The 21,127-nt window shown below is 42.7% G+C and carries 18 protein-coding genes and 1 tRNA gene; 17 read left to right on the top strand and 2 right to left on the bottom strand.

The window, feature by feature from the left end:
- Positions 1–61: 61 nt before the first annotated feature.
- The 8 genes from guaB to OCV65_RS07350 all read left to right on the top strand — a co-directional run bounded on the left by guaB (position 62) and on the right by OCV65_RS07350 (position 9,377).
- Positions 62–1,516 (top strand): IMP dehydrogenase, encoded by a 1,455-nt coding sequence (guaB, locus tag OCV65_RS07385; protein ID WP_118452717.1) that lies wholly within the window; start codon positions 62–64, stop codon positions 1,514–1,516.
- A gap of 70 nt (positions 1,517–1,586) precedes the next feature.
- Positions 1,587–2,612 (top strand): aldose epimerase family protein, encoded by a 1,026-nt coding sequence (locus tag OCV65_RS07380; RefSeq protein WP_262581518.1) that lies wholly within the window; start codon positions 1,587–1,589, stop codon positions 2,610–2,612.
- 111 nt (positions 2,613–2,723) lie between these two features.
- The gene (locus OCV65_RS07375; RefSeq protein WP_118382329.1) at positions 2,724–3,422 is read left to right on the top strand and encodes a peptidoglycan recognition protein family protein; all 699 of its coding nucleotides are present in this window, start codon (positions 2,724–2,726) and stop codon (positions 3,420–3,422) included.
- A 298-nt stretch (positions 3,423–3,720) separates the two neighbouring features.
- Positions 3,721–6,318 carry a cation-translocating P-type ATPase gene (locus OCV65_RS07370; protein ID WP_262581517.1) on the top strand — a complete coding sequence of 866 codons (2,598 nt, stop codon included), beginning with the start codon at positions 3,721–3,723 and terminating at the stop codon, positions 6,316–6,318.
- 52 nt (positions 6,319–6,370) lie between these two features.
- Positions 6,371–7,153, top strand: a complete 783-nt coding sequence (locus OCV65_RS07365; RefSeq protein ID WP_262581516.1) for a shikimate kinase — start codon at positions 6,371–6,373, stop codon at positions 7,151–7,153.
- 2 nt (positions 7,154–7,155) lie between these two features.
- On the top strand, positions 7,156–7,674 hold the full coding sequence (locus OCV65_RS07360; RefSeq protein ID WP_262581515.1) for a YqeG family HAD IIIA-type phosphatase: 519 nt from the start codon (positions 7,156–7,158) through the stop codon (positions 7,672–7,674).
- Positions 7,675–7,744: 70 nt separating this feature from the next.
- On the top strand, positions 7,745–8,311 hold the full coding sequence (efp, locus tag OCV65_RS07355) for an elongation factor P (protein WP_262581514.1): 567 nt from the start codon (positions 7,745–7,747) through the stop codon (positions 8,309–8,311).
- Between the two features lie 175 nt (positions 8,312–8,486).
- Positions 8,487–9,377, top strand: coding sequence for a DUF5688 family protein (locus OCV65_RS07350; protein WP_118452723.1), 891 nt, complete (start codon positions 8,487–8,489; stop codon positions 9,375–9,377).
- Between the two features lie 42 nt (positions 9,378–9,419).
- On the opposite strand, the gene OCV65_RS07345 is transcribed toward OCV65_RS07350, so the two are convergent.
- A tRNA-Arg gene (locus OCV65_RS07345) sits at positions 9,420–9,491 on the bottom strand.
- Positions 9,492–9,609: 118 nt separating this feature from the next.
- On the opposite strand from OCV65_RS07345, the gene argS reads away from it, so the two are divergent.
- Positions 9,610–11,376: an arginine--tRNA ligase gene (gene argS / locus OCV65_RS07340; protein ID WP_262581513.1), complete on the top strand. Its 1,767-nt coding sequence runs from the start codon at positions 9,610–9,612 to the stop codon at positions 11,374–11,376.
- Positions 11,377–11,396: 20 nt separating this feature from the next.
- On the top strand, positions 11,397–12,545 hold the full coding sequence (locus tag OCV65_RS07335) for an alanyl-tRNA editing protein (protein ID WP_262581512.1): 1,149 nt from the start codon (positions 11,397–11,399) through the stop codon (positions 12,543–12,545).
- Here OCV65_RS07335 and OCV65_RS07330 read toward each other — a convergent pair.
- Positions 12,529–13,020: a prolyl-tRNA synthetase associated domain-containing protein gene (locus OCV65_RS07330; protein WP_118382336.1), complete on the bottom strand. Its 492-nt coding sequence runs from the start codon at positions 13,018–13,020 to the stop codon at positions 12,529–12,531. The genes OCV65_RS07335 and OCV65_RS07330 overlap by 17 nt on opposite strands.
- 172 nt (positions 13,021–13,192) lie before the next feature.
- Between OCV65_RS07330 and OCV65_RS07325 the strand changes: the two genes are divergently transcribed.
- From OCV65_RS07325 to OCV65_RS07295, 7 genes are all read left to right on the top strand, one after another.
- A complete protein-coding gene (locus OCV65_RS07325) occupies positions 13,193–14,125 on the top strand; it encodes a CPBP family intramembrane glutamic endopeptidase (RefSeq protein WP_262581511.1) in 933 nt (310 codons plus the stop codon).
- Positions 14,126–14,248: 123 nt separating this feature from the next.
- The gene (locus OCV65_RS07320; protein ID WP_262581510.1) at positions 14,249–15,418 is read left to right on the top strand and encodes a C40 family peptidase; all 1,170 of its coding nucleotides are present in this window, start codon (positions 14,249–14,251) and stop codon (positions 15,416–15,418) included.
- A gap of 222 nt (positions 15,419–15,640) precedes the next feature.
- On the top strand, positions 15,641–16,375 hold the full coding sequence (gene rpsB / locus OCV65_RS07315; RefSeq protein ID WP_147590763.1) for a 30S ribosomal protein S2: 735 nt from the start codon (positions 15,641–15,643) through the stop codon (positions 16,373–16,375).
- A gap of 30 nt (positions 16,376–16,405) precedes the next feature.
- Complete coding sequence (gene tsf / locus OCV65_RS07310) at positions 16,406–17,332, top strand: translation elongation factor Ts (RefSeq protein WP_262581509.1); 927 nt, start codon at positions 16,406–16,408, stop codon at positions 17,330–17,332.
- A gap of 382 nt (positions 17,333–17,714) precedes the next feature.
- A complete protein-coding gene (locus tag OCV65_RS07305; protein ID WP_262581508.1) occupies positions 17,715–18,629 on the top strand; it encodes an ABC transporter ATP-binding protein in 915 nt (304 codons plus the stop codon).
- Entirely contained in the window at positions 18,626–19,522 is an 897-nt protein-coding gene (locus OCV65_RS07300) for an ABC transporter permease (protein ID WP_262581507.1), read from the top strand. The genes OCV65_RS07305 and OCV65_RS07300 overlap by 4 nt, the downstream gene beginning before the upstream one ends.
- A 75-nt stretch (positions 19,523–19,597) precedes the next feature.
- Positions 19,598–21,109: a CoA-transferase gene (locus OCV65_RS07295; protein ID WP_118452041.1), complete on the top strand. Its 1,512-nt coding sequence runs from the start codon at positions 19,598–19,600 to the stop codon at positions 21,107–21,109.
- Positions 21,110–21,127 lie beyond the last annotated feature (18 nt).

Raw genomic sequence — 21,127 nt, 5'->3', positions numbered from 1 at the left:
AAATTGGTCATGTTTTTTGTAATATGACTGTTAACACATAAAGAGAAAGTGAGGTTTAATCATGGGAACAATTATTGGAGAAGGGATTACATTTGATGATGTGTTACTTGTGCCTGCATATTCAGAGGTGATTCCAAACCAAGTGGATTTGTCCACATACCTGACTAAGAAGATTCGTTTGAATATTCCGATGATGAGTGCTGGTATGGACACAGTTACAGAACACCGTATGGCAATTGCTATGGCACGTCAGGGCGGTATCGGAATCATTCATAAGAATATGTCTATTCAGGAACAGGCAGAGGAAGTAGATAAGGTTAAGCGATCAGAGAATGGAGTTATTACAGACCCATTTTATCTGTCACCAGAGCATACATTGGCAGATGCCAATGATCTGATGGCCAAGTTCCGTATTTCCGGAGTTCCGATCACAGAGAATGGCAAGTTAGTTGGTATTATTACGAACCGTGATTTGAAATTTGAAGAAGACTTTTCTAAGAAGATTAAAGAGTCTATGACGTCTGAAGGACTGATTACAGCCAAAGAAGGCATTACTCTTGAAGAAGCTAAGAAGATTCTTGCAAAGGCAAGAAAGGAGAAGCTTCCGATCGTTGATGACAACTTTAAGTTAAAAGGTCTCATTACGATTAAAGATATTGAGAAGCAGATTAAATATCCGGATTCTGCAAAGGATGATCAGGGACGTCTGCTCTGCGGAGCGGCTATTGGTATTACTGCAAATTGTCTGGAGCGTGCACAGGAACTTGTGAATGCAAAGGTTGATGTAGTGGTTATGGATTCCGCACATGGGCATTCTGCAAATGTTATCCGTACTGTTGATATGGTTAAGTCTAAGTTCCCGGATCTTCAGGTTATTGCCGGTAATGTGGCAACAGGCGCAGCTGCTGAAGCGCTGATTAAGGCAGGCGTAGATGCGGTCAAGGTTGGTATCGGACCTGGCTCTATCTGTACAACACGTATCGTAGCAGGTATCGGTGTACCACAGATTTCGGCAATCATGAATTGCTATGAAGTGGCTGATAAATATGGCATCCCGATCATTGCAGATGGAGGTATCAAGTTCTCGGGAGATATCACGAAGGCAATCGCAGCAGGTGCCAATGCATGTATGATGGGAAGCATGTTTGCCGGATGCGATGAGAGCCCTGGAACATTCGAACTTTATCAGGGAAGAAAGTACAAAGTATATCGTGGTATGGGATCCATAGCAGCTATGGAGAATGGAAGCAAAGACCGTTACTTCCAGACAGATGCGAAAAAGCTGGTACCGGAAGGTGTAGAAGGTCGTGTGGCATATAAGGGATCTGTAGAAGATACTGTATTCCAGCTGCTCGGTGGTCTGCGTTCTGGTATGGGATATTGCGGAGCACCTACCATCGAAGCACTGAAACAGAACGGGCAGTTCGTGAAGATTTCAGCGGCATCCCTGAAAGAAAGTCATCCACATGATATTCATATTACAAAAGAAGCACCAAACTACAGCGTGGATGCATAAGAATCAGATTACAGGAAACGGTGGGATATTCCCACCGTTTCTTTAATATTACGAATATTAGGAGAAAAGTATGAAAAAGGATTTTGGAGTAATAAAAGATGGTAAAGGTACGTCATTATATGTATTGAAGAATGATAATGGGTTGGAGATGCATGTGTCTGATTATGGTGCGTCCTGGGTAGCGGCACTGGTCCCAGATGCCAATGGAAAAGTCAGAGATGTTCTGCTGGGATATGATAATGCGGCAGGCTATGAGGCTGGCGGTGAAGCCATTGGCGCAACCGTAGGTCGAGTAGCAAACCGTACCGGTGGAGCAGAATTTGAATTGAATGGAAATGTATATCATCTCAGCAAAAACAAGGGAAATGATAATCTTCATAGCGGTCCTGATGTGTACCAGAAACGCCTCTGGAAGGCCTTGGAAGCGGATGACAGACATGTCGTTTTTGAATTGCATAGCCCAGATGGAGATCAGGGATATCCGGGAGCTATGAACGTGAGAGTGACTTATGAACTGAAAGAGGATAATGGTCTCTATATCTCTTATTGTGCAGAGAGTGATGCTGACACTATCTGGAATATGACTAATCATGCATATTTTAATTTGAACGGTCATGAGTCAGGCACGATTCTTGCACATGAACTTCTGGTAAATGCGGATGGATATACAGAAACAGACGAGGGATCCATTCCGACTGGAAGAATCATTCCAGTGGAAGGAACTCCGATGGATTTTCGTGTAAAAAAGGTAATTGGGCGAGATATTGAAGAAAATTATAAAGCATTGGTTGATGGCAATGGATATGATCACAATTGGACGATTAATGGTGACGGTTTTCGCAAAGCGGCAGAACTTACCGGTAATGAGAGTGGAATTACGATGGAAGTCTATACAGATCGTCCGGGAGTGCAGGTATATGCAGGTAATTACCTGAATGATGAGCAGGGAAAAGCGGGAGCAATCTACGGTAAGCGAAGTGGCATCTGTTTTGAAACACAGAATTATCCGGATGCCATTCATCACAGTGAATTTCCAAACCCGGTGCTTTTGAAAGGTGAGGTTTTAAAAACATCATCGATGTATCGTTTTTTATAAGATAACAGCTTGTGGTGCTATGTAGAGAACGTAAAAGATAAGAAAATCATAAGCAGTAATTTATAAAATGTTTCGAAACATGTGTTACTATGAGTATACAGGAGAAGAAACATGAAGTTTAAGAGACGAAAGAGAAGTTATAAGAAACGTCAGTGTACCCCGAGACAGAGGCAGAACCGTCTCAGAAAGTATATGAAACTGGGGATGGCAGTACTTGGCATCCTCTGCGTGGCATTGGTTGTACTGCGGGTTACAGGCGTAAATCCATTCAAAAGAGCTTATAGTGAAAATGCGGGAGAGGATATTGAAGCAGTGAAGCCTGATATAGATGTGGAACTTCTTACAGAGAACCCTTATTCCAGACCAGGTACTGCAACAGACCAGATTACGGGAATTGTGGTGCACTATACGGCTAATCCGGGATCTACTGCAATGGATAACCGTAATTATTTTGAAGGACTGAAGGACAGTCATATTACGAAAGCAAGTAGTAATTTTGTGGTAGGACTGGATGGTGAGATTGTACAGTGTGTGCCTACCTGGGAAGTAGCGTATGCGTCTAACTCCAGGAATCATGATACGGTATCGATTGAGTGCTGCCATCCGGATGATACAGGAAAGTTCAATGATGCGACATATCGCTCTATGGTTCAGCTCTGTGCGTGGTTATGTTTGAAATTTGACTTGAATGAGAATGATGTGATCCGACATTATGATGTGACAGGAAAGAACTGTCCAAAATATTTTGTAGAAAATGAAGATGCGTGGAAGACATTTCGAAAAGATATCAAAGCCGTTCTTGACAAATAAGCCTGACAAAGGATATACTGAAAATATGTAAAAGGGAGTAACTGACATATCTGTTTGTTGCAGTAGTTGTTATGACAGATATGTTTGCGATGTCGTCAGTACGATGCAGAGCATCCGTATCGCAATGAAATAGTGAGACTTTTATTGTACAGTTGTTGTGCAATAAAAGTCTCTTTTTTTGTACAATAAACCGCCATGAATCGTACCTACTCGATTATTATGGCGAGTTTACAGGAGAAATGTTTAAATCTTTGTGAGGATGCACATGCTTTGGACAGACAGAGAAAGGAGACAGACTATGCTTACATCAAAACAAGCACAGGAAAATCAGAAAAGGTATGGTATGAACGAAATCAGAGAAAAAAAGAAACTTAGTATTCCGCGAGTGTTTCTGGAACAGTATAAAGATTTTCTGGTAATCATTCTGATCGTATCTGCAGCTATATCAGGACTTCTGGGTGATATTAAGAGCAGTATCGTGATTCTCGTGGTGATTACAATGAATGCGATTCTGGGAACTGTACAGACAATCAAAGCAGAACAGTCAATCAATAGCCTTGCTGAACTTTCTGCACCAGAGGCAACCGTTTTTCGGGACGGTGAGGTAAACAAAATCCCGGCGTCGGAAGTAACAATGGAGGACGAGGTGATTTTGGAGGCCGGTGACAGAGTTCCGGCAGACGGAAGACTTCTGAGATGCATGGATCTAAAGATTGATGAGAGTATGTTGACGGGAGAAAGTCTTCCGGCAGAAAAAACTCTGGATAAAGCTGCGATTGGGAATTCACTGGGAGATCAGACCGACCGTGTATTTGCCGGAAGTTTTGTTACAGCTGGAAGAGGAACATTTCTGGTGACAGGAATTGGTATGCAGACTGAAATGGGAAAGATTGCTGGACTTTTGGATGAAGCGGCAGAGAAAAAAAGTCCGTTGCAGAAAAGTCTTGATGAATTTGGAAAGAAGCTGTCTGTAGTAATTCTTGTGTTCTGTGGCATCTTGTTTGGCGTCAGTGTATGGCGTGGAGAGGGGATTGCAGATGCATTTCTTTTTGCAGTAGCATTGGCAGTGGCTGCGATACCGGAAGCGTTAAGTTCTATTGTGACAATTGTGTTATCTATGGGAACAGGCGAGATGGCAAAAGAACATGCCATTGTCCGAAAACTTCATGCAGTAGAAGGTCTTGGCAGAGTATCTGTAATCTGTTCAGACAAAACAGGAACACTTACCCAGAATAAAATGACGGTAGAAGCCTGCTATGCAGATGGAAAAGATATGTCATTAGAATACGAGAAGACTAGACAACTGCCGGAATTTCAAAAATTAATGATATATAGTGTGTTATGTAATGATGCGGTCTGTACAGAGGAAAAAGAAATTGGGGATCCAACGGAGACTTCCTTAATTAATATGGCAGCAAAAGCAGGCATAGATGCGGAGACTGTGAGAAGGCAGAATCCGAGAATTGGTGAGAGACCATTCGACAGTACGCGTAAAATGATGACCACAGTTCATGATACTGGTGCAGAGCGGGTAATGATTGTAAAGGGCGCAGTTGACAGAATGCTGCCACTTATGAAAAAAATTGCACGTGATGGAATGGAATATAAAATTTCAGAGTCAGATAGAAGAAAAATTGAACAGCAGAATCAGACATATGCTGAAAATGGTTTGCGAGTACTGGCGTTTGGGTATCGTATATTAGACTCGAATTCTGATTTGGATGAGAATGAAGAAGAGAATCTGGTGTTCCTGGGGATGACGGCGATGATGGATCCACCTAGAGAAGAATCGAAAGCGGCGGTACAGTCCTGCATCGAAGCAGGTATCCGTCCGGTAATGATTACCGGTGACCATAAAATTACAGCAGCAGCAATCGCTAAGCGAATTGGCATTTTACAGGAAGGTGATCTGGTGTGTGAAGGCGCAGATATTGATGGGATGTCAGATGAAGATCTGGAAGAATATGTGGAACGAGTATCAGTCTATGCCAGAGTGGCACCTGAACACAAGATTCGAATTGTAAAAGCATGGCAGCGGAAAGGCAATATCGTAGCTATGACAGGTGATGGAGTGAATGATGCCCCAGCACTTAAACAGGCAGATGTTGGTGTGGCAATGGGAATTACAGGAACAGATGTGGCGAAAGAAGCGGCGGCTATTGTACTTGCGGATGATAATTTTGCTACTATCATAAAGGCTGTGGAACGTGGACGTAGTATTTTTGAAAATATACGCCATTCCATTGGATTCCTGCTTTCAGGAAATTTAGGTGCTATATTGACGGTACTTTATGCATCGCTTGCCGGACTTCCGGTACCATTTGCTCCGGTGCACCTGTTATTTATCAATCTGCTAACGGACAGTCTTCCAGCTATCGCACTTGGACTGGAACCGCAGGATCCGGCATCGATGAAAATGAAACCGGAGAAGCGCAGCAACTCATTGCTGGAGGGGGAGAATTTGTTGAAAATCGGTGTAGAAGGCTTATGTATTGGTGTGATGACATCTATTGCATTTACAATTGGACTAGGTGAAAATACAACAGGAACAGGTAATGTAATCCTCGCAAAAACATTGGCTTTCGGTACACTGTGCCTTGGACGGCTAGTACATGGATACAATTGTAAATCTGACCACACTGTAATATTTACGAAAAGATTTTGGAATAATCCATTTCTTACAGGTGCGTTTGTGTTGGGAAGTGTAATGCTTCTGGCAGTAATCTATGTACCGGGATTATCCGGAATGTTTCAGACAGTATCACTGAATCCAAAGTGTTTAACATGGATGTGCGTGCTTGCGTTTGCAAATCTGTTGATGATTCAGCTCTTGAAATGGATAAGGAGTAAGTTTTTGTTGCGTATCAGTGACAAAATTGATATAATTAAAAACTGAAAATTCAGGCTTTTAGACGAAAGAGAAAATAACAGAAGGAGACATAGTAGCAATGAATGATTTGGAATTATACAGAGAGCAGCTTGCATTGTGCGATGATAAGATCATTGACGCTTTGGTTGAGAGAAATTCAATCATAGAAAAGATCATGGCGTACAAGGAAGAGTATGGCATGTCTATCATACAGCCAAAGCAGGAAGAAAAGCAGGAAAGACAGCTTGAGATTAAGCTGGATGGCAACAAATACAGTGAAGAGATTGAAGATGTATTCCGTCGTATTCGCCGTAACAGTAAGCGTATTCAGGCAAGAAAGCTTTTTGATTATAATATCGTGCTGATTGGATTCATGGGAGCAGGTAAGTCCACAATTTCAGATTATCTCAGCACTGTATTCGATATGGAAATCGTTGAGATGGATCAGTTAATTGCTGACAGAGAAGAGATGAGTATTCCGGATATTTTTGCTACTTATGGTGAAGAATATTTCCGTAATCTGGAGACAAATCTCCTGATTGAGATGCAGGATAAGAAAAATGTGGTCATTTCCTGTGGCGGTGGTGTAGCAATGCGCGAGCGCAATGTTGAGGAAATGAAGAAGAATGGCAAGGTAGTTCTTCTTACGGCGAGTCCGGAAACGATTTATGAGCGTGTAAAGGATAACAATGATCGTCCGGTTTTGCAGGGGCGTAAGAATGTAGCTGGTATATCTGAATTGATGGAACAGCGCAGAGAAAAATATGAGGCAGCAGCTGATATCGTAGTGAATACAGATGATAAGGATGTGCTTACAATTTGTGAAGAACTGGTTCAGAAGCTGACAAGAGCGGAGATATAAGTATGTTTCGTGCATTTTATCCAGATCGATATACGGTTTCTGCATATGTAATCGATTTTGAAGAATTATATAAAAAAGGATACAGAGGTCTGATTTTCGACATTGATAATACGCTGGTACCGCATGGAGCACCGGCAGATGATCGAGCAATCCGACTGTTTGAACGATTGAAAAAGATTGGTTTTCAGTGTTGTCTGATTTCCAATAATAAGGAACCGCGTGTAAAGATGTTTAATGAAAAGATTCAGGTAGCTTATGTGTATAATGCACATAAGCCGTCTAAGAAGAATTACATTAAGGCAATGGAGATCATGGGAACAGATCGTTCTTCAACTGTATTTATTGGAGATCAGTTATTTACAGATGTGTGGGGTGCAAAACGTAGCGGTATTCCGAGCATTTTAGTTAAACCAATGAACCCCAAGGAAGAGATACAGATCGTTTTAAAGCGATATCTTGAAAGGATTGTGCTCTTTTTCTACAAGCGTAGCCTTGCTAGGGAAAAAAAGGTTGAAAAATGATGATATGTATTATAAAATGGTAAAAGATTGAGAACGTAAGCGCAGTGCGCAATTTAAGGAGGATTATGTAATGGCTAAAGTATCAGCAGGAGATATCCGTAATGGTATTACTATTGAAGTGAATGGAAAGGTATGTCAGGTTATCGACTTTATGCATGTTAAACCGGGTAAAGGAGCAGCATTTGTTCGTGTTAAGATGAAAGATATCATTAACGGTGGTGTAGTAGAGACAACATTCCGTCCTACAGAGACATTTGAGCAGGCTCACATCGAGAGAAAGAAAATGCAGTACCTGTACAATGACGGTGAGTTCTATAACTACATGGACAATGAGACATATGAGCAGATTATGATCAGCGCTGAGGAAGCCGGAGAGTCTATGAAGTTCGTTAAGGAGAACGAAGAAGTTACAGTAAGCTTCTACCAGGGTAATGCATTTGCAATCGAGCCACCGATCACCGTAGAGCTTGTGATCACAGAATCTGAGCCGGGTGTTAAGGGTAACACAGCTACAGGAGCTACGAAGCCGGCTATCGTAGAGACAGGAGCTCAGGTTATGGTACCGCTGTTCGTAGATCAGGGAGAAAAAATTAAGATCGATACTCGTACAGGTGAATATCTGTCACGTGCTAACTAATTAAAAAAGAATCAAAAAAAGCCTTGCATTTTGTGCAGGGCTTTTTTATAATCAGTTTACCATAATATTTTGCCGGCATCGCCGGCTGTTCAAATCTATACAGTCGATTTCGCGTAGAACAATGCAGTCCATGATTATGGCGCAATCTGCCTGGAACAGGGTGAAAGGAGTTTGTATGTCATACGAAGAGTTTGTGAGCGGAATGGAACTGGAACTAAAGAGTCTTGTGAGTGATAATCTGCTGGTATCGGTCCAGAAGACTCTGAAGAATAACGGATATTTAAGATGTGGTATCCGTTTGTCTGAGAAGAATATCAATATATCCCCAACCATTTATCTGGAAGAATTTTATGAAAAGTATCAATATGGGACTGATATGCATACATTAGCGGAGCAGATCATGAAGATCTATCAGAAGGTACGCATTGAGCATTCGTGGAAAGAAGACTGGATCTATGAATTTCCTGGTGTGAAAAATAAAATCGTATATCGTCTGATCAATCGTGAGAAGAACAAAAAGCTTCTCAGTGAGGTTCCGTATATGCCGTGGAAGGATCTGGCAATCGTATTTTATTTGTTGCTGGAAATGGATGAACATCAGATGCAGCAGGCAGCGATGCTGATTAAAAAAGAACAGCTTGAGTGGTGGAATACAAGTACAGAAGATCTGTATCAGAATGCAATGCTTAATACAGAAAAGTTATTGCCGTATGAGTTGACCAATATGTATGCATTGCTTACGGAAATGCTTGGTGTGGAGGAGATAGAAGATCATCTGACAGCAGAAGAAAGCATGTATGTGTTGACGAATCAAATGCGAAGTTTTGGAGCGGCAGCAGTGTTATATCCAGGACGTCTGGAGATGCTTGCGTTGTATCTGAAAGAGAACTTCTATATTTTGCCGAGCAGCGTTCATGAGATGATCATATTGCCAGAGAGCGGAGCACTTCCGAAAGAAGAACTGAATGCCGTGATTCAGGAAATTAATGGAAGCCAGGTAAATGCAGAGGAATATCTGTCGGATCATGCGTATTATTATGACAGAGTGAGAAAATGTGTGATGTGATTGTAGAATAAAACAGGTACCGCATATGCGATACCTGTAAACCGTCTCTGACCAGAATCGAACTGGCGCACCCGCCTCCGGAGGGCGGCGCTCTATCCACTGAGCTACAGAGACATCTAGTATATTAGCACATTCATTCGGAAAATGCAACGGAGAAATGTGCACACCTTGACTTTCGGGGATATTGTGGGTATGATATGAAGAGTTAGACGATACGAATGGAGGAAAAGGAATGAAGCAGATAATAGAGCTCATTGAATTGGAAATTGCGAAAGCATTTGAACAGGCTGGATATGGAAAAGAACTTGCAAAAGTTACCATTTCTAACCGTCCGGATCTGTGTGAATATCAGTGCAACGGCGCTATGGCGGGAGCCAAGACTTATCATAAAGCACCAATCATGATTGCAGAAGATGTGGTAGCACATCTTCAGGGCAGTGACTGCTTTGCAAAAGCAGAGGCAGTTAAGCCGGGATTCATCAATCTGAATCTTAAGGAAGAATTTGTGGCCGATTACGTGAATCAGATGGCTGAGGATGATAATCTTGGACTGGAACAGGCAGAGAATCCGGAGATGATCGTGATCGATTATGGCGGACCTAATGTAGCGAAGCCGCTTCACGTAGGACATCTGCGTTCAGCAGTAATCGGTGAAAGTGTAAAGCGTATGTTCCGTAAGATGGGACATAAGGTGCTTGGCGATATTCATCTGGGTGACTGGGGATATCAGATGGGTCTGATCATTACTGAGCTTAAAAAGCGCAAACCTGAGCTGCCGTATTATGATGAGTCTTATACAGGAGATTATCCGGAAGAAGCACCATTTACCATCAGTGAGCTGGAAGAGATCTATCCGACAGCCAGCGGATATGCAAAAGAACATGAAGATTACCGTGAAGAAGCGCTTCATGCGACCTATCTGCTTCAGAATGGACATAGAGGATATCGTGCACTCTGGAATCATATTGTTAATATTTCTGTTGACGATATTAAGAAGAATTATCAGAGACTGAATGTAGAGTTTGATCTCTGGAAAGGTGAGTCTGATGCGCAGAAGTATATTCCGGATATGTTGGAGCAGTTCAAGAAAGATGGATTCGCACGCTTAGATGATGGAGCCCTGGTTATTGATGTCAAAGAAGAGACTGATACCAAAGAGATTCCACCATGTCTGATCCAGAAATCGGACGGAGCATCACTGTACGGAACAACAGACCTTGCAACTTTGATCCAGAGAGAAGAAGATTACAAGCCGAACCGCGTAGTCTATCTTGCTGATAAGCGTCAGGAGATGCATTTTACACAGGTATTCCGTGCCGCTAAGAAGACTGGTATTGTTCCAGCTTCAACAGAGCTTAAGTTTATCGGATTTGGTACGATGAACGGTAAAGACGGTAAGCCGTTTAAGACCAGAGAAGGTGGAGTTATGCGTCTGGAGAATCTGATTGCAGAGATTAATCAGAAAATGTATCAGAAGATCACAGATAACCGCACCATCGAGGGAGCGGAAGCTGAAGAAGTAGCACAGAAAGTGGGACTTGCTGCGCTGAAGTATGGTGATCTGTCTAACCAGGCCGGCAAGGATTATGTGTTCGATATCGACAGATTTACTTCGTTTGAAGGAAATACAGGACCGTATATTCTGTATACCATCGTTCGTATTAAATCAATTCTGAACAAATATAAAGAAAATGGTGGTGTGACGGAAGATATTCATTGCAATATTCCATCAGCAGACTGTGAAAAAGCACTTATGCTGGAAGTTGGCAAATATAATGCAGTGATGAAGACAGCCGCTATGGAGACTGCTCCGCACAAGATTTGCGCATACATTTATGATCTGGCCAATGTATTTAACCGTTTCTATCATGAGACCAAGATTCTTGCGGAAGAGGATGAGGCTAAGAAAGCAGGTTATATTGCACTGTTAACACTTACAAAGGAAGTGCTGGAGTCTTGTATTGATGTGCTGGGATTTGAAGCACCGGAGCGTATGTAAGAAAAAGGTAGGAGAAGATGATGGAAAATACTGTGAAATTGTTTTACGAAGATGCTTTTATGGCAGAGTTTGATGCAACAGTATTGTCCTGTGAACCATATAAAGACGGATACAAGGCGGTTCTTGACAGAACTGCCTTTTTTCCTGAGGGCGGCGGACAATATGGAGATACCGGATATCTTGATGAGATCCGGGTTACAGATACAAAAGAGAAAGATGGAGTGATATTCCATATAATAGATGCACCAATAGAAGCTGGAAAAAGTGCGCATGGTAAACTGGATTGGGAGAAGCGGTTTGACCGGATGCAGCAGCATAGTGGTGAGCACATTGTGTCAGGAATTGTACATCACAGATTTGGATATAACAATGTGGGATTCCATCTGGCGGACGACTACTGTACGATGGACTTTGATGGACCAATCACAAAAGAACAGCTTCTTGAGATTGAGAATGAAGCCAATCAGGCAATATTCCATAATTTTCCGGTAAATGTGCTGTATCCTGCAAAAGAAGAATTGCATGAACTGGATTATCGCAGCAAGATTGAGATTGAGGGACAGGTGCGCATTATTGAGATCCCGGGTGTGGATCTCTGCGCGTGCTGTGCACCGCATGTGGCATACACTGGACAGATTGGCCTGATCAAGCTGGTCGGCATGGCAAATTATAAAGGTGGAGAGCGCATTCATATGCTGAGTGGAGCAAGAGTACTTGCAGATTATCAGAGAAAACATCAGTCTGTAAAACAGATCAGTGCACTGCTGTGTGAGAAAGAAGAAAAGATAGCAGAAGGCGTGGAACGGCTGAAGACAGAACAGAGTGGTCTGAAACTGGAACTGGCATCTATGCAAAAAGAGCGGCTTCAGTATAAAGCAGCAGAAGTAGAGGTTGGTGACGGTGCGGTATGCGTTTTTGACGAGAAGCTTGTCGGGGATGACCTGAGAGAGATAGTGAATCTGTTGCTGGAAAGAGGTGCATCTGTGTGCGGCGCATTTGGTGGAACGGATCAGGATGGCTATCGATATGTAATCGGAAGCAAAACGGAAGATGTGAGACTGCTCAATCAGAAGTTGAAAGAAAAATTCGGTGCTCGCGGAGGTGGTAAACCGGAAATGGTTCAGGGAAGCCTCACAGGCACCGAAATGGAAATTAAAGCTTTATTTTAATTACATCTACATCAAAATTCCAGAGGAACTTGTCTAGATCTTTAAATGACAGAAATACGGTAGCTGTATTCTCCAAAGGATGGATACCGAGGCTCTTGCAACGGCTCAGGCTCTTGTCAATGAAGAATTCTACTGCATGATCAGTATCGTTCATCAGTCCAAAAGGAGATACACTGCCCTGTTTTAGTCCGAGATATTTTTCCAGACGTTCTTCAGAAGCAAAACTTAAAGTTCCTGCTCCAAGGGTACGACCCAGTGCTTTGAGATCAATCTTAGTCTTTTCATCAGCGGTCACTAAGAAGTGGCGCTTGCCTTTGGAATCGCGGAGAAACAGATTCTTACAGAGGGTTCCTTTTTCAGGTAGTCCGAGTCTGTCCATATCCTCCATGGTATGAACGGGTTCATGCTCTACGACTTCATATTTAATACCAAGTTTGTCTAATGCGTCATATACGCGTTGCTTTTGATTTTCCATAACTGTATACTCCTTTACTGCCGTTTTATTTTATTATATTTCAGATGTCAGGGAATGTAAAGCAATGAAGAGTTTATAAATTTTTAATTGCACATTTGTGCTATGCGAAGTAGAATAAGAAGAGTTTGATAAAGATGTTTATAAAAGAACAGCTTAGAAAGAGAGATACATTATGGATAATCAGAATAATCAACAGAGACCGGGGCATATGCCGCGCCTCAGTTATGGCCAGAGGTTCTGGCGCATATGGGGCCCTTTCATTATAGAATGGGGCATTCAGATTGCTGTTAGTATGGTGGCGGCAGTGGTAGTGATGTACCAGTATATGAATGCACATACGAAGGAAGTGGTGGCAGCATATGAGAATCAGGCAGCTATGATGCAGTTTGCTACGAAATTAATGAATATGATGCAGAAATACACAACCATCATTAGTGGTGCAACAGCATTGGTTGTAATACCGGTGATGCTGTTTCTGTATCATCGTGACAGAAACCGTGAAAAATACTATGGAGTTGCAACGAATAAGAAAGCACCGCTTTGGAAATACGTACTGGTAGTAGTATTTGCAGGAGGCGCAAGCCTTGCGCTGAATAATTTGATTTTGATCGGTAATCTGAGTGCATTGAGTGCTACGTATGAGACTACAGCTACATCAATGTACAGTGCGCCATTTGCAGTACAGATTGTATGCCTTGCAATTTTATCACCGATTGCTGAAGAGTTGGTGTTTCGTGGCCTGATGTTCCGAAGAATGCGGGAAGATACTGGTGCGAAGCTGGCAATCATCTATACATCAGTAGTATTTGGCATTTTTCACGGCAATTTTGTACAGATGTTATATGGATTCCTGATGGGACTGATGTTTGCATGGCTGTGTGAAAAATACGGTTCCGTGCTTGCGCCGATTGTTGCCCATGTTACGGCGAATCTGCTTGCACTTTTTGCTACGAAGTATCAGATATTTGACCGCATGATGGCAGATATTCGTGTGATCGGTATGGTTACGGTAGGAGCGGCAACAATTGCGGCAATTATTTATTTGCAGATCAAGCAGATTGATGAAAAACCGACGGGATATAGTGAGAACAAAGAAATATCTTAATAAAAATGTTACAAAAGTATTACAAAACACGAAATATACATTGAAATGACCTGCAAAATGTAGTATGCTATAAAAGTATAGTAGGGGTAATTTAAGTATAAGAACAGAATAAGAGGGATAGATATGAAGAATAGAATTGTACAGGCGTTGTTAACCGCGTTGTTGATCAGTTCCATGATCGTGTCACCTGTTTTTGCTACTACATTGGAAGATATGCAAAAGAACAAAGATCAGGCAGAGACGGAAGCTAGTTCTCTTCAGGAACAGTTGACACAGACTCTGGATAAGATTGATACACTTGAAGCTGATCTGGATAAGAAGCAGGAAGAGGTTGAAAAGGCGGGAGATGATTTAGAGGAAGCTGCTGCAAAGCAGACTGAGCAGTATGAGTCAATGAAGCTTCGTATTAAGTATATGTACGAAGAGGGGAATAGCAGTCTGCTTGAGACATTATTTTCATCCACCAGTTTTACAGATCTTTTGAATAAAGCAGAATATGTGGCAGAAGTACATTCCTATGACAGGGATAAGCTGAGTGAATACGAAGCAACCACCAAGCAGGTCGAGACTATGAAGAATGATCTGCAGGATGAATATGAGCAGATGCAGACGATGCAGACCGAGTTGGAGGGCGAGAAAGCCTCTCTTACAGCTACACTGGAAGATAAGCAGTCTGAGATCGCACAGTTGGATCAGAGTATTCAGGATGCGATAGCTGCAAGACAGGAAGCTGAGCGGAAAGCGCAGGAAGAAGCTGCGCAGGCAGCAGCGGCTGCTCCGAATACACAGACGAATACGACTCAGAATAATACACAGCAGAGTAATAATAATTCGAACAGCAATAGTAATTCAGGTAATTCGAATTCCAATAATAATTCCAGCAACAGTGGAAATAATAGTTCCAACAATTCATCGTCTAATAACAGCAGTTATGTGCCGCCACAGGGAAGAGACGGAGCAGCAGTAGTGGCGTATGCAAGGCAGTTTATCGGTAATCCGTATGTATACGGTGGTAACAGCCTGACGAATGGAATTGACTGTTCCGGATTCACTCAGCAGATCTATGCAGCATTTGGAGTATCACTTCCAAGAGTAGATTCCGCACAGGCATTGTGTGGTGTAGAGATTCCGTTATCGCAGGCAAAGGCGGGAGACCTTCTGTGTTATTACGGTCATGTTGGTATATATAACGGATCAGGCGGTATTATCCATGCCTCTTCACCAGGTGTAGGTATTGTAGAGTTTTCTAACTGCCAGTATCGTACGTTGAGGTGTGTTCGAAGAGTGCTGTAAGGCAGATATAGGAATAGTGAAAATTAACAAATGCAGAATGTTGCATAAAAGTTGCGTAAATGCGGGAAATACCTTGCATTTACGCATTTTTTATGATAAAATTTAAAGGTCGCAAAAAAACACGCGCAACGATACCTGTGAAGGTGCCTAAGTTTTCAAAGAAAACCGGTTTCATAGGACATGAGAGGCGCGGAAGTAAAAAACCAAATGGAGGAAAGAAACATGAGCGTTATTTCAATGAAGCAACTTTTAGAAGCAGGTGTTCATTTCGGACATCAGACAAGAAGATGGAATCCTAAAATGGCTCCGTATATCTACACAGAGCGTAACGGTATCTACATCATCGACCTGCAGAAATCAGTAGGAATGGTTGACGATGCATACAAAGCAGTAGCTGATATCGCAGCAGAGGGTGGAAACATTCTTTTTGTAGGAACTAAGAAACAGGCTCAGGATGCTATCAAAGTAGAAGCTGAACGTTGCGGAATGTTTTATGTAAATGAGAGATGGCTTGGAGGTATGCTTACAAACTTCAAGACAATCAAGAGCAGAATCGCACGCCTGAAAGATATCGAGAGAATGTCTGAAGACGGAACATTCGATGTACTGCCTAAGAAAGAAGTTATCCAGCTTAAGAAAGAGTGGGAGAAACTTGAGAAGAACCTTGGCGGTATCAAAGATATGAAGAAGCTCCCAGATGCTATCTTTATCGTAGATCCTAAGAAAGAAAGAATCTGTGTTCAGGAAGCACACACACTTGGTATTCCACTTATCGGAATCGCAGATACTAACTGTGATCCGGAAGAACTGGACTATGTAATTCCTGGAAACGATGACGCTATCCGCGCTGTAAAACTGATTGTTTCTAAGATGGCAGATGCTGTTATCGAAGCAAGACAGGGTGAAGCAGGATACGAAGAGAACGTAGAAGAAGCTGCAGAGGCAGTTGAAGAGTAATAAGTATCAAGCGACAGGAGGAAATGAAAGATGGCAATCACAGCTAGTATGGTAAAAGAGTTAAGAGAACTGACCGGTGCCGGAATGATGGACTGTAAGAAGGCTCTGAACGAGACAAACGGTAACATGGAAGAAGCAATCGAGTTTCTGAGAAAGAACGGAGAAGCTAAGGCTGTTAAAAAAGCTGGACGTATCGCAGCAGAAGGTATTGTTATGGCTGAAGTTCGTGATGACAAGACAGCAGCAATCGTTGAAGTTAACTCTGAGACAGACTTCGTAGCAAAGAACGCTGAGTTCCAGGGATTTGTTAAGGCTGTTGTTAATCAGGCAATCGGTTCTGATTCTAAAGATATGGATTCATTCATGGCTGAGGCTTGGAATGAGGATGCATCTAAGACAGTTAAAGATGCTCTGACAGAGAAGATCGCTGTAATCGGTGAGAACCTTAACATCAGAAGATTCGAGAAGCTTGAGTCTGACGGATGTATCGTTGCTTATATTCACGGTGGCGGACGTATCGGTGTTCTCGTAGAGGCTGATACAGATGTTGTCAACGATGAAGTTAAGGCATGCCTGAAGAACGTAGCTATGCAGGTTGCAGCTATGTCTCCGAAGTATGTATCTCGTGATGAAGTATCTCAGGAGTTCCTTGACAAAGAGAAAGAGATTCTTCTTGCTCAGGCTAAGAACGATCCTAAGAATGCTAACAAGCCAGATAACATTATCGAGAAGATGCTGATCGGACGTCTTAACAAAGAGATGAAAGAGATCTGTCTGCTGGATCAGGTATACGTTCAGGACGGAGATCTTACAGTTGCTAAGTATGTAGAGAAAGTTGCAAAAGAGACAGGTGCTAACCTGACAGTTAAGAAGTTCGTTCGTTTCGAGACAGGTGAAGGTCTTGAGAAGAAGAACGAAGACTTCGCAGCTGAAGTTGCAGCTCAGATGAACGCATAATTGAATATTGTGTTAGATTTCTGAAATGATGATAACCCTTGCAAATGGTGACGACACTGTTTGTGAGGGTTATTTTTATGGAAACTCAAGGGAAAATGAATTGATATGTTAAGCGGATTTTCATATAATATAGACAAAGAAAAATTGATTCAATTTTATAAGGATAATTATTTTAGTGAAGTTGCGAGAATTCCAGATGAAAATCAGCCAATGGTGCAGCTGTAATAGCATTGTTTGGTTAAAGGTAAGCTGTTTTGCAAGAATCATATACAGGCTCCGGCAGGCGTTGCATATGTGACAGCAAAAAAAGATTTAACATTTCTTTTTAATAATATCTGCTACAATAGAATTGTAACTGGGAATGAGATGATTGGAGAGCATTATGAATAAGAATGTAATTGAAGTAAGAGAGCTGAATAAATCTTTTGGCAATGTACATGCAGTGAAGGACTTAAGCTTCCGGGTGAAGCGAGGTGAGTTGTTTGCATTTCTGGGAGTAAATGGAGCAGGAAAGAGTACGACAATATCCATCCTCTGCGGACAACTTGGCAAGGACAGCGGCGAGGTGCAGATCCACGGTGCAGACAGCACGAAAGCAGGATTGGATAAACGGTATCTGCTGGGACTTGTGTTCCAGGACAGTGTACTGGACAAACCGTTGACTGTGAAGGAGAATCTGAAAAGCAGGGCAGCATTATACGGTATTACCGGGAAAGCATTTGATGATCGATTGAAAGAATTGATTGAGTTGCTGAGGTTTGATGATTATCTGAATCGGCCGGTTGGAAAGCTATCCGGTGGACAGAGGAGAAGAATTGACATCGCGAGAGCACTGCTTCACAGACCGGAGATTCTGATCCTGGATGAGCCGACGACCGGACTTGATCCGCAGACCCGAAAGGTGATCTGGAGCGTGATTGAAGAACTGCGTGAAAAGGAGCAGATGACGGTATTCCTAACAACCCACTATATGGAAGAGGCGGCAACAGCAGATTATGTGGTGATCCTGGACAGTGGAAGTATTGTGACGGAAGGAACACCTCACGAGTTGAAAGAAAAGTACGTGGAAGATTACATTTTACTGTATGGAGTGACGGAAGATGAAGTGAAGTCGTTGGGCAAGAAATATAAAGAGATCCGGGACGGTTACCAGTTAACGGTAGCATCAACGACAGAAGCGGCGAAACTGATCGCGGATAACAGGGAGATGTTTCGTGATTTTGAAGTGGTAAAAGGTGGCATGGATGATGTCTTTTTGACGGTCACAGGTAAGTCGTTGGGAGGTGATGAGAAATGAGAACAGTATTTGCATTGATTAAGCGTAACCGTCAATTATTTTTCCGAGATAAGGGAATGCTGATTTCGTCTCTGATCACACCGATCATTCTGATTGTGTTATATGCGACATTTCTGCAGAATGTATATAAGGATTCCTTGCAATCAGCTCTGCCAGGGGTGATGAATGTATCAGAAAAGCTGGTGAACGGTACGGTAGCCGGACAGCTTGCAGCGGCACTGCTGGCAGTCAGCTGTGTGACTGTGACTTTCTGCGTGAATCTGACGATGATACAGGATAAAGCAAGTGGAGCTAGAAAAGATTTTGATGTATCACCGGTGCACAGACCGACACTTTATATTGGATATTTCTGCTCAACGGTGTTGAACTCGCTTATGGTTAATTTTCTGGCAGTAGTGATGTGCCTGATCTATGTGAAGCATATGGGATGGTATCTGAACGGAACAGATATTGCCTGGATCATTCTGGATGTGATTCTGTTAGTATTATTTGGCGCAGTGCTGTCCAGTATCATCTGTTATCCGCTGAAGACGCAGGGACAGCTGTCAGCTGTCGGAACGATCGTGAGTGCAGGATATGGATTTGTCTGCGGTGCCTATATGCCTATGTCTAATTTTAGCAGTGGTCTGCAGAAATTTCTGTCATATCTCCCGGGAACCTATGGTACCTCTTTGCTGAAGAATCATATGCTCCGGGGTGTATTTGAAGAAATGAAAGATCAGAAGTTTCCGGATGATGCAGTGACAGCAATTGCAGGTACACTGGATTGTAATCCGGTCTTTCGCGGGCACGTGGTGAGCACATCTGAAATGATCGCAGTGTTAATTGGAAGTATTGTGCTACTTGGAATGGTCTATCTTGCAGTTACAACACTTGCAGAACGTAAGAAATAACTGGACTTACATACATGAATCAGTTAAAATAAAAAAGATACGACGTAATCAGAATATGGAACAGGAGAAAGATTTATGTATGAAATTATGAGTTCGGATGAGGCAATCCGTCTGATCCGAGATGGGGACTGCATCTGCGTGAATTCATTTGTTGGCATCGAGAACCCGGTTGAATTGCATGAGGCGATTTACCGCAGATACGAGAGAATGCAGTCACCGACCCATTTGACGATAATATCCAGTGCCGGATTTGGCGTCTGGGACGAGGATCATAATGCAGAGAGATATATTCGCGAAGGTGCTGTGGATCGTCTGATATGTGGGCATTTTGGCGCCATGATGAGTACTAAGAAATTAGTATTAGAAGATCGCTTTGAAGCATATAATCTGCCTCTTGGATGCATTTCTCATGCAATCCGTGCGCAGGCAGGCGGACTTCCTGGAGCATTGTCTAAAGTCGGACTGGATATCTTTGTGGATCCTAGAAAAGGAGGTCCTGGAATCAACCGCATCTCGATCGATGATTCTCTGGTGAAGCATGTAGAGGTGGATGGAGATGAATTCCTTTATTATAAACTGCCGAAGATCACAGTAGCATTGATCAAGGGTACAGCAGCAGACCGCAAGGGAAATATTACATTCGATGATATGTTTATGTCAGGAGACGCACTGTCTATTTGTCAGGCCGTTAAAGCGAACCGCGGTAAGGTTATTGTGCAGGTAGACCGTCTGGTGGATACGCCGTCTCGTCCGCGTAATGCGATCATTCCGGGGTGTCTGGTAGATGCGATCGTAGTAGCAGAACCGGAGAAGCGTAACGAAGCATATACGGCATTGACCGGAAGCTTCGAGATTCCATATGAAGAGTGGAATACCTGGAATGAAAAGATTGATACGGTATCTTCGAAGCATTCTAAGAACAGTGTAGCTGGCAATATTATTGGCAGAAGAGCAGCTAAGGAACTTCGGGTAGACGACATTGTAAATATCGGAATTGGTCTGCCGGAGATGGTATCCAGATATGCGAGAAAAAATGGAATTCTGGATATGATCACACTGACTGTCGAGTCAGGCGGTATCGGAGGATTCCCGGTGTCAGGAGAAGCTTTTGGAGCGATGATCGGTGCAGCATCCGTATATGATATGGCGAACCAGTTTGACCTGTATGATAATGGTGGTCTGGACATCTGCTTTATGGGTGCGCTGGAAGTAGATAAGCAGGGGAATGTTAATGCTCACAGAGGACCGGGAGCATTTGCCGGAATTGGAGGATTTGCTAATATTACGGCTAAGACACCGACGGTTGTGTTCTGCATGACATTCAATGCCAAAGGACTGGAAGTGGCACAGAAGAAAGGCGTTGTAACGATCGAGAAGGAAGGCTCTGTTCCGAAGTTTGTAGATAAAGTGAACAGCGTCAGCTTCTCAGCCAAACGTGCGATCGAGAACGGTCAGAAAGTTCTGTATGTGACAGAGCGTTGTGTGTTCCGTTTGACACCGAAGGGACTGAAACTGATCGAAGTATATCCGGGTGTGGATCAGCAGAAAGATATTTTGGATTTACTTCCGTTTGATGTGGAGATTTAAGAAAGCGAAAATAAGTGT

This window comes from Dorea ammoniilytica (genome assembly GCF_025567415.1).
Classification (GTDB): Bacteria; Bacillota; Clostridia; order Lachnospirales; family Lachnospiraceae; genus Claveliimonas; species Claveliimonas ammoniilytica.
The sequence above is the reverse complement of the archived record's forward strand: the minus strand, read 5'-3'. Positions and strand labels throughout refer to the sequence as shown.